10 protein-coding genes are annotated in these 9698 nt (G+C 59.2%); 3 read left to right on the top strand and 7 right to left on the bottom strand.

What is annotated here, in order from left to right; translation table 11 throughout:
* Positions 1–315: 315 nt before the first annotated feature.
* From rlmB to ACT3UQ_RS16740, 4 genes are all read right to left on the bottom strand, one after another.
* On the bottom strand, positions 316–1299 hold the full coding sequence (gene rlmB, locus ACT3UQ_RS16755) for a 23S rRNA (guanosine(2251)-2'-O)-methyltransferase RlmB (RefSeq protein ID WP_096288490.1): 984 nt from the start codon (positions 1297–1299) through the stop codon (positions 316–318).
* A 46-nt stretch (positions 1300–1345) separates the two neighbouring features.
* On the bottom strand, positions 1346–2797 hold the full coding sequence (cysS, locus tag ACT3UQ_RS16750) for a cysteine--tRNA ligase (RefSeq protein ID WP_444637562.1): 1452 nt from the start codon (positions 2795–2797) through the stop codon (positions 1346–1348).
* Between the two features lie 69 nt (positions 2798–2866).
* Positions 2867–4108 (bottom strand): 2-C-methyl-D-erythritol 4-phosphate cytidylyltransferase, encoded by a 1242-nt coding sequence (gene ispD / locus ACT3UQ_RS16745; protein ID WP_444637561.1) that lies wholly within the window; start codon positions 4106–4108, stop codon positions 2867–2869.
* A 115-nt stretch (positions 4109–4223) separates the two neighbouring features.
* Complete coding sequence (locus ACT3UQ_RS16740) at positions 4224–4709, bottom strand: CarD family transcriptional regulator (protein ID WP_096288501.1); 486 nt, start codon at positions 4707–4709, stop codon at positions 4224–4226.
* Between the two features lie 351 nt (positions 4710–5060).
* Between ACT3UQ_RS16740 and ACT3UQ_RS16735 the strand changes: the two genes are divergently transcribed.
* Positions 5061–5600 (top strand): hypothetical protein, encoded by a 540-nt coding sequence (locus ACT3UQ_RS16735; RefSeq protein WP_105553371.1) that lies wholly within the window; start codon positions 5061–5063, stop codon positions 5598–5600.
* 104 nt (positions 5601–5704) lie between these two features.
* Here the strand turns inward: ACT3UQ_RS16735 and ACT3UQ_RS16730 are convergent, their stop codons facing one another.
* Both ACT3UQ_RS16730 and ACT3UQ_RS16725 read right to left on the bottom strand, forming a co-directional pair.
* Complete coding sequence (locus tag ACT3UQ_RS16730) at positions 5705–6385, bottom strand: response regulator transcription factor (protein WP_096283068.1); 681 nt, start codon at positions 6383–6385, stop codon at positions 5705–5707.
* On the bottom strand, positions 6382–7596 hold the full coding sequence (locus tag ACT3UQ_RS16725) for a sensor histidine kinase (protein ID WP_105553372.1): 1215 nt from the start codon (positions 7594–7596) through the stop codon (positions 6382–6384). The genes ACT3UQ_RS16730 and ACT3UQ_RS16725 overlap by 4 nt, the downstream gene beginning before the upstream one ends.
* Positions 7597–7787: 191 nt before the next feature.
* On the opposite strand from ACT3UQ_RS16725, the gene phoU reads away from it, so the two are divergent.
* Together phoU and ACT3UQ_RS16715 are read left to right on the top strand one after the other, a co-directional pair.
* Positions 7788–8441 (top strand): phosphate signaling complex protein PhoU, encoded by a 654-nt coding sequence (phoU, locus tag ACT3UQ_RS16720; protein ID WP_105553373.1) that lies wholly within the window; start codon positions 7788–7790, stop codon positions 8439–8441.
* 481 nt (positions 8442–8922) lie between these two features.
* Positions 8923–9126: a hypothetical protein gene (locus tag ACT3UQ_RS16715; protein ID WP_146112457.1), complete on the top strand. Its 204-nt coding sequence runs from the start codon at positions 8923–8925 to the stop codon at positions 9124–9126.
* A 109-nt stretch (positions 9127–9235) separates the two neighbouring features.
* Here the strand turns inward: ACT3UQ_RS16715 and ACT3UQ_RS16710 are convergent, their stop codons facing one another.
* A complete protein-coding gene (locus ACT3UQ_RS16710; RefSeq protein WP_096283070.1) occupies positions 9236–9538 on the bottom strand; it encodes a DUF4193 domain-containing protein in 303 nt (100 codons plus the stop codon).
* Positions 9539–9698 lie beyond the last annotated feature (160 nt).

Here is a 9698-nt window from a genome sequence, read left to right as displayed (position 1 = left end):
GGTTACCATCTTGTTGACTGTTGTCAACTCCATGTTTTCCACTTGTTTACGTCTCTTGAATTTCGTTCCCTTTCGGGCTTTCCGTTCAAGCGGCGCGAGAAATAACTCTACACGTCTTTGAGGTGAACGCAAAATCGGGCGCATGGCCCGTTATTCATCCAAACTTCCCTGTCATTACGGGAATTCGTGGCTCGTTGAGCTGGTCTCCGAGAAAAAACCGTCAAAAACATTCTTATGAAGCAGCTCACGCTTAAAGCAGTTGGGCCTGCTTTCCCGCGGAATCACAGGAAACAGGCCCAACAGAAAAGAAAGAACTTACTTGCTTTCGGCGTTACGCAGACGCGAAACCTCGTAAAGCGAGATGCCAACTGCCATGGATGCGTTCAACGACTCCATGGCCGAGTCGATCGGGATCGAGACAATCGCATCGCAGTTCTCGCGGACCAGACGCGACAGTCCCTTACCTTCCGAACCGACCACGATGCACAGTGGGCCGGTAGCCAGTTCCAGATTCGGCAGATCCATATCTCCGCCGGCGTCCAACCCGATGACGAAGATGCCTGCGGCCTTGATTTCCTTCAGCGCGTTGGTCAGGTTGCTGCATTTGGCCACTGGCACACGTACCGCTGCTCCGGCACTGGTTTTCCACGCCGAAGCGGTCATGCCCACACTGCGCCGCTCGGGGATGATCACACCGTTTGCGCCGAAGGCCGAAGCCGAACGGATAATCGCGCCTAGGTTGCGCGGATCGGTAATGCCATCCAGCGCAATGAACAGCGGCTGGGTACGTGAGTAACCGCGGTCGTAGTCTTTGACCGACTTCTGCACCAACTGCACGGCGTCTTTGTATTCGTACGGTGGGATCTGCAGGGCCATGCCCTGGTGAATCGCGCCGTCGGTGATGCGTTCTAGCTCCGGCTTGCTCACTTCCATCAGCGGAATACCCTGAGCGGCGGCGAGTTTCAGCGACTCGCGCACTCGGTCATCAACTTCGATGCGGATGGCTACGTGCAGTGCCTTCGCCGGAATGCCGGCGCGCAACGCTTCAACGACCGAATTACGGCCGGTCACCATCTCGGCATTGACCTTAATCCGGTCATTACGCTTAGCCGCGCTGCGCTTGGTAGCTGCGCGGTCGGCCAGCTCCTTGGTGCGGTAGGCCTTGTGGTAAGGACGATCCTCGGCTTTCGGGGTCGGGCCTTTGCCCTCCAGGGAACGGCGGCCCTTGCCGCCACTTCCCTTGGTTGGGCCCTTCTTGCCCTTGCGAACCGCTCCCGCGCGTTCTTGAGGATTACTCATTTGATGTGTCCTTTGTTTTGAATTCTTCGTATGGCCGCGGGTGCGGTTACTTCGTCAGGGTCCAGCGGGCACCGTCCGCGGAATCAACAACGGTGATGCCCGCGGAGGCTAGCGCGTCGCGAATGGCGTCTGATCGAGCCCAATCCTTAGCGGCTCGCGCCTGGGTACGTTCGGCCAGTTGTGCCTGAATTAGCGTGTCCAGCGCTTCGGTTTCGGCACTTCCCTGCCCGGTGCTGACGCTACGTGCATCGTCCAGTCCAAGAACCTGCGTCATGGCAAGTACCTGGTCGAGCGCCTCGGCTACAGTCTGTTCTTCGTTCGCATCCAGTGCGGCGTTGCCGCGGCGGACCGTCTCATGAAGCACAGCCAAGGCCATCGGCACGTTCAGGTCATCATCCATGGCGAAGCCGAAAGCTTCGGGTACCGAAGTAGCTTCCACGCTGAGCCCGGTATTGGCGGCTCGGTACGTGGCGTTGGAAATGAAAGTGTCGATGCGTTCTACGGCGGCGGCGGCTTCGGTGAGCGAATCGGGACGGTAATCCAGCTGCGAACGGTACTGCGCCTGACCTAGGAAGTAGCGCACCACGCGAGGTTCGGCCAGCTGCAGCATTTCTTCCGGGGAGATGGTGTTGCCAATGGACTTGCTCATTTTTTCCCCGGCATAGGTGACCATGCCGTTGTGCATCCAGTAATTGGCAAAGCCCTGACCGGCGGCGGTTGACTGCGCCAATTCGTTTTCATGGTGCGGGAAGCGCAAATCTAGCCCACCACCGTGGATGTCGAAGTGCGTGCCGAGGTACTTGGCGGCCATAGCCGAGCATTCTAAATGCCAGCCCGGTCGCCCGCGGCCCCAGGGGCTCGTCCACGACGCGGTGTAGGGATCGCTTTCCTTGTGTCCCTTCCACAGGGCGAAGTCCCGCGGATCTCGCTTGCCACGCGGATCGGCGTCGGCGGCAGCCTGCATATCGTCGATTTTCTGTCGGGTCAGTGAACCGTAGGCCTCGAAGGAGCGTACGTCGAAATACACGTCTCCGGAGTCATCGGTGGCCGGGTAGGCATGACCGCGGGAGATCAAGGTTTCGATCAGCTCATGCATTTCGGTGATGTGGCCGGTAGCGCGTGGCTCATAGGTCGGTCTGCGTACTCCGAGCGCTGCATAGGCGTTGGCAAACTCTTGTTCGAAGCGGTAGGCCAGCGCATACCAAGACTCCCGTGGCGGGTAGTGCTGATCCGCGGCAAATTCCTCGGCGAAGGAGTTCGACGACTTTTCCAAGATCTTGTCGTCGATATCGGTCACATTGCGCACGGTGGTGACGGTAAAGTCCCGGTATTCCAGCCAGCGCACCAAGATGTCGTAGGCAATAGCGCTGCGCACGTGGCCCACGTGCGGCATGCCCTGCACAGTTGCGCCACAGTAGTACAGCTTGACTTCGCCGTCGGTTAACGGCTTAAAGTCTCGTACGGACGCAGTCTTGGTGTCATAAAATCGCAGGCTCACATCTTTAAGGTTATCCGAAGAAACCGGTGGTTGTGCGGGGATGCGACAAGGAACGCACTGACGCGTTGTTTACTGCCCTGCCCGAGTGGCCGGATAGACCAGCGCGGTGGCGTATGCGGTGACCCCGATGCCCTCCCCCTCGTAGCCCAATCCATCGCTGGTGGTTGCGGTGACGCTGACTGGGGCACCAAGGACTTCAGAGAGCAGTTGATTGGCTTCTTCGCGGCGCGCCGCGAAGCGTGGACGGCGGGCCACGAACTGCACCGCAACGTTGCCGATCTCGAACCCCGCGCCTCGGACCAGACGCGCAGCTTCTGCAAGCAGGCTCACACCGCTTGCCCCGGCAAATTCGGGTCGATCCACCCCAAAGTGGGTTCCCAGATCGCCAATCCCGCTGGCGGAGAACAATGCGTCGCAGGCAGCGTGGGCTACCGCGTCCCCGTCCGAGTGTCCCGACAGACCGATATCGTCGGGGAAGAAAAGGCCTGCCAGCCACATTTGCCGTGATGGGTCGGTGCTGACCGCGTGCACGTCGATGCCATTGCCGATGCGTGGGATGGCCAAGTTTTTCTCCAGGTTCTTCGTTGCGGCGGTGGTGAACAATCGCCCCACGGTATCCAAATCCTCAGGGTGGGTGACCTTCAGCGAACGCGCGTCGCCAGCCACGACGTGCACTTCAACCCCGTGGACGCGAACGATCGAAGCGTCATCGGTGACGCGTGCTAATTCTTCGGAGCTGTAGTGGTCGAGTTGCGCATGAGCATCGATGAGGGTCTGGGCGTCGAATCCCTGCGGGGTTTGCACCGCCCGCAAGGTGCTGCGATCCGGCGTTTCTACGATAGTCGGCGAACCCAAGCCCACGTCCGTGCCGACCACGCTGATCGTGTCGGTCACCGCCAGGGCCGGGATGGCTGCCTGGACTGCGGGCTTGCGCAGCTCGGAGAGTATCAGCTCGTATTGGGATACCGGGGCGAAGGCGCGTGCCGCGTCATGAACCAGGATTCGCGTGATCTGCGCGGAGACCGCGGCCAGACCATTGCGCACGGAGGCCGCGCGGCTGTTCCCGCCGGGGACTGTACGCACCAGCGACGGGTAGTCGGCAAGGCGTTCGGTAAGCCGGGAGTCCTTCGGCGGTACCACCACGATTACGTCGTTGACTCCACCCACTTCGAGAATGCGGTCCAGTGCATGCTCGGCCAGCGATTTGCCGTGGACCTCAACTAACGCCTTGGGCAGGCCCGCACCTAGGCGAGTCCCCAAGCCGGCCGCTACCAGGATGACCGCTACCGATTCTTCTCGTTGCTCACTCACGAATCCCAGCTTATCCCGCATTAGAACTGCGGTTAAATGACTAAACCGTGGGTCGCTTTCCAGCGTCCCACGGTTACTTGTCGTTCGGCATCAGGCTTCGATAACTCGACGAAATTTAGGCGGAGGCCAAAACTTCGTCCAGCAGGCCTTCTGCCTTGGTCTCGTCCAGGTCCTTGGCAAGAGCCAATTCGCTGATCAATACCTGACGGGCTTTGGAGAGCATACGCTTTTCGCCTGCGGACAGGCCACGGTCATTCTCACGGCGCCAAAGGTCACGAACGACCTCTGCCACCTTGATGACATCACCGGAGGCAAGCTTTTCTAGGTTTGCCTTGTAACGACGCGACCAGTTGGTCGGCTCTTCAGTAAATTCAGCACGAAGGACATCGAACACATGGTCCAAGCCTTCCTGACCTACCACGTCACGCACGCCAACGAGATCAACGTTCTCTGCTGGAACCTCGATGGTCAGGTCGCCCTGAGCCACCTTGAGCTTGAGATACATTTTCTCTTCGCCCTTGATCTTGCGCATTTTGATCTCTTCGATCATTGCCGCGCCGTGGTGCGGGTAGACAACAGTCTCGCCAACCTCAAAAACCATGTGAATAAACCCCTTTCCCACCTCCCAGTCTACCACGGGCACGCTCTGGGAAATCTTCACCATGACCCCAATAACCCCGAAAAGACGCGGAATTCCCTCTTCCACTTGCGGGAGAAACGTGGTATGAAGTTAATAGGTTGCGCGGCTCACCCCTCTCCCACAAGCCGCCTCAACTTATCTACAACTTGTCGAAATCGATGTGTTGCCCGTCGCTAAATCACGTTCTGGCGCGAATTACGGTTAGGCTTAGTAGCAGTCGTGGTCTTCGTGCTGCCCCGCGCCTTGGGTGCGGAACACCGATAAATGGCCGCGAAACCCGCAACTCATTATTCTCACCGAGGAGTTAGTGTCGTGATCACCGCACGCATGACCGCTGGACGCCGCATCGCTGCGTCCCTAGCCGTGGCTGCCCTGGCATTCGGTGTCACCAGCTGTGGCGCCATCAACCAGCAGGCGACTACCACCCAGTACAACGCATCCGATGGCATCCACGTTGATGTTGCCGACGCCGAGGTTCGCAACCTGATGTTCGTCGCAAACACCGACGCTTCCGAGGCCCGCCTGATCGGCTCAGTGGTCAATGACGGAGACAGCGCAGTAAGCGTGAGCATCAAGGCCGGCTCGGCATCTGCCGTGACGATCGAGGTTCCGGCCAACGAGGTCATCAAGTTGGAAGACGACGCTAACGAAACCGTCATCTCCTCGCTTGGCGTCAACCAGGGCGAGCACGCCGTCACCATCTTCACCGCGGACGGCGAAACCGTCGAGTTCAGCGTTCCGGTAGTCGACGGCACCCTCGCCGAATACCGCGACTTCGTTCCGGGCGGATACGACTCGGCCACCACCGAACACCTGAAGCCGGTAGAGCACGAATCCACTTCGGGCCACTAAGCGCTTTCTAAACGACAAAGGCTTCGGCCTTCGAGAATTCCTCCTCGATGGAAGATTCTCGAAGGCCGAAGCCTTTTGCATTTCTGCGCTAGTTCAGCGACGAGCTAAGCGACGAATTTGTATCCGAGCCCGCGTACCGTCACCAGATGCTCTGGGACTGCAGGATCTTCCTCGATCTTCGACCGCAGGCGCTTGACATGCACGTCGAGAGTTTTGGTGTCCCCGACATAATCGCTGCCCCAGACCCGGTCGATCAGCTGTCCGCGGGTCAGCACGCGACCTGCGTTGCGCAACAGCATTTCGAGCAGCTCGAATTCCTTCAACGGCATCGCGACCTCGGTATTGCTGACCGAAACCACATGGCGTTCGACATCCATGCGCACAGGCCCGGCGGTGACCACGTTGGTGATCAGCTCCTCGACTTCGCCCTGTCGGCGCAGCACCGCTCGAATGCGGGCCAGCAGTTCACGCGAGGAGTACGGCTTGGTGACGTAGTCATCGGCGCCGAGCTCGAGGCCCACCACCTTATCGATTTCGGAGTCCTTGGCGGTGAGCATGATGACAGGGACCTGGCTGGTGGCGCGGATCTGACGGATCACCTCGGTACCGGGTTGTCCAGGAAGCATCAAATCTAGCAGCACCAGATCGGCGCCGTGGCGCTCAAATTCGGTGACAGCCACAATACCGTCGTCGGCGATGCGCACCTCAAAACCTTCACGTTCCAACAGGTAAGAAAGCGGGTCCGAGAGCGACTCTTCGTCCTCAACGATCAATATGCGGGTCATCGGCGTCCTCCTTCACGATCCGCCACACGCGTGGCGTTCGCTTTATCCTTCGTCGTATCGGTGGCCAATTCCGATGGCTCGGCCCCTTCTTCATCCACTATGGGGAGTCTGAGTGTGAACGTGGATCCCTGCCCGGGCTGCGACCAGAGCGATACTTCGCCGCCGTGGTTGGCCAGCACATGCTTGACGATGCTCAGTCCCAGGCCGGTTCCGCCGGTCTGCCGTGAGCGTGCCCCATCCACCCGGTAGAAGCGTTCGAAGACGCGCTCCTGCTCTTCGGCGGAGATGCCCGGACCCTGATCGGTGACGGAGATCTGCGCGTAGCCGTCACGCTGGCGCAGCCCCACACCCACGGTGGTGTTTGGCGGTGAGTAGCGGATCGCGTTGTCGATCAGGTTGCGCAGGGCAGTCATCAGCAGATCCGCATCGCCGTAGATCGCGGCATCAAGCTGACCGCCCACGGTAATGCTGATTCCCTTTTCCTCGGCGAGCAGCTTGTTGCGGTCAACCGCCTCGCTGATCACCGATTCGATGGCCACATCGGCCCCGTGCAGGATTGAGTCGCTGGACTGCAGCCGGGAGAGTTCGATGATGTCCTGGACCAGTGCGGCCAGGCGCCGGGATTCCTTCTGCATCCGAGTGGAGAAACGGCGCACCGCCACCGGGTCATCGGCGCCGTCGCTGATCGCCTCGGCCAGTAGCGACATCGCGCCCACCGGGGTTTTCAACTCGTGCGACACGTTGGCCACGAAGTCATTGCGCATGGCCTCGGTGCGGGTGATCTCGGTGCGGTCATCGGCGAGCAGCAGGATGTACTCATCACCCAACGGCGCAACACGTACGTGCACGATCAGCTGTCCGGCGCCCAGGGTGGCCCGCTGCAGCTCGTACTGGCTCTCGGCGATCACACCGTCGGCGCGTACCTGACGCACCAGCGTCGCCAGCTCCTCGTGGACCAGTGTATGCCCGCGTACCAGCCCGTAGGCATAGGAGGCGGGGTTGGCGCGAACCACTCCGTCCACGTCGTCCAGGATCACGAACGCGCGGCCAATGACCGAAAGCACCGAGGCGGCGCCTTCGGGCAGCACCGGTTCGTCAACATCGGGAAGGCCGGAGGCACGCCGCTGCGAGAAACGGTAGGCGGCAAGCCCGACAAGTCCCAAGGTCAAACCGAGCAGGCCGGCGAGCAGGGTCGAAATTACTTCGTTCACATAATCAGACTAGCTTCCAACGCGCTGGGGGCTGGTCTCAAATGACGCGAAATAGGACTTTTCGCTATCCTATTCACCAAACGTTCACTTTCCGTGGGATATTCGTTAATAACCCGCTGACAAGGTGGAGGCAGACCCTCCGTCATGCCCAAAATCAGGGTGTGGGATTCCGTAACTCGAAAGGACCTTCAATGCGCAAGGTATTTCAGGCAGATCTGCAGCAAATCGGTGAAGAGCTGATCGAGATGTCCAAGCTGGTTGCCATCGCGATGGACCGTGCATGGGAATCGCTGGCAAACGCCGATGTCGATATGGCTCAGGAAGTTATCGCAGCCGATGCGAAGATCGACTTCCTGCAGAACCAGCTCGACGAGCGCGCCATCGACACCTTGGCACTCCAGGGGCCGGTGGCTTCGGATCTGCGCATGATCGTAGGCTCGCTGCGCATGAGCGCTTCGCTAGAGCGCATGGGAGACCTGGCGCGCCACTTAGCCCAGCTAACCCGCCTGCGTTTCCCGAACCCGGCGATCCCCGCGCAGATTTCCGACACATTCTCACAGATGGCAGAGATCGACATTCAGATCGCCAAGGAAGTCGGTCAACTGCTCGAAACTCGTGACTTGGCCATTGCCCGGGCAATTATCGAATTGAACCACAAGCTGGATGGGTTGCATTCCAGTGTGTTCACCGTGATCGCCGACGACGCGTGGGACGAGACGGCGCCGACCACCGTGGATGTTTCGCTCACCAGCCGCTATCTCGAGCGCTTCGGTGACCACGGCGTCTCCGTTGCCCGCAAAGTGACCTACTTGGTAACCGGCGAATGGGATCCAGCAGAGTTCTAAGCTCCGCAAGTTAGCGCACTAGCGCCGACGTACTTCGATGGCCTTGGGCCGGTGATTTCCTCACCGGCCCAAGGCCATTTTTGCGGGCGCCCAAGTCTATTGCCTACCGCTAGTCACGATCCAGGGCAACAGCTCTGCCTGGCGGTTCACAGAAATATATAGTCACTACGAGCTACATGGCCGATTACTTCCTATTAAGCATTCGCAGAGCAGGAAAATTTCAGTGGCGAGTTCTTTGCCTTCCCTGGAATTTATGAGGTCAAGGGAAAGTCCACGGATTTCATCGCCGCATCGACCGAACCGCTTCGCCTCACCTACAGCGTTGACGGCAACGCACATGTGGAGATTACCCGGGAGCTGTCTTCGGCCACGAGAACTCGCGTTGAAGGCCGTGCAGGACTTCGCTACGGCGTGTGTCACGCCTCCTACGAATATGGCGGATGGCTGTCCCTACGAGCTACGCCAGAAAGATCTCGCATCGATGAAGTTGACGGAGCAGACCGGCGGCCTGGAAAGCCTGAGCCAGAACAGTTTCATCGCTCAAAGCACCAAGTTCAAGTACAAGAAGAACGACACCGAGTACTACGAATACGAAACGAAAGATCTGGAGACAACCTTCCGCGGCACTATCGAGTGGGATAGCGCAACCCCCAAGGTCACCAAAATATCTAGTGGTTGGTGCTAAGCGACCCGAGAGTCAGAAGTTAACGCAGTAAGGGTGGGACACCGTATCGGTGTCCCACCCTTCATGTGTGCGTCCCCCGGACATGCCGGAGGCTAGAGTATTTCCGGCTTTAGCCTTCGCACTCGACGCAGAAACCTACAATGCCCTCTTCACGAACTAGCTGTGAGCGGTGGCGGATCAGGAAGCACGAGCCGCAGATGAACTCGTCTTCCTTCTGCGGGACGACCGTAACGGTCAGTTCCTCATTGGACAGGTCTGCGCCTGGAAGGTCCATACCGTCGGTGTGATCGGCCTCGTCGAGCTCGCGCACGACGCTCTTCGCGTCTGGTGCGTTTGCGGACTTAACCGCGTCTAGAGAAGCCTTGCGCGCCTCGGCAACGTCCGGGCGGACTTCATCGTAATCAGTTGCCACGAATTGCATTCCTAACGTGAGCCATTGAGCCTATTCGAAATAGGAGATTACAGCATACTAATGCCAGAAACACAATCCTGTGTCGTTGTTTCGCTCACAGCCTGACATTCATTTGAACTTTGCGCTTAAGAAACGACGAGGCGCACCGCTTCCGACACCC

The sequence above is a fragment of the Glutamicibacter sp. AOP12-B1-11 genome, assembly GCF_052379245.1.
In the GTDB taxonomy this organism is placed as follows: domain Bacteria; phylum Actinomycetota; class Actinomycetes; order Actinomycetales; family Micrococcaceae; genus Glutamicibacter.
The sequence above is the reverse complement of the archived record's forward strand: the minus strand, read 5'-3'. Positions and strand labels throughout refer to the sequence as shown.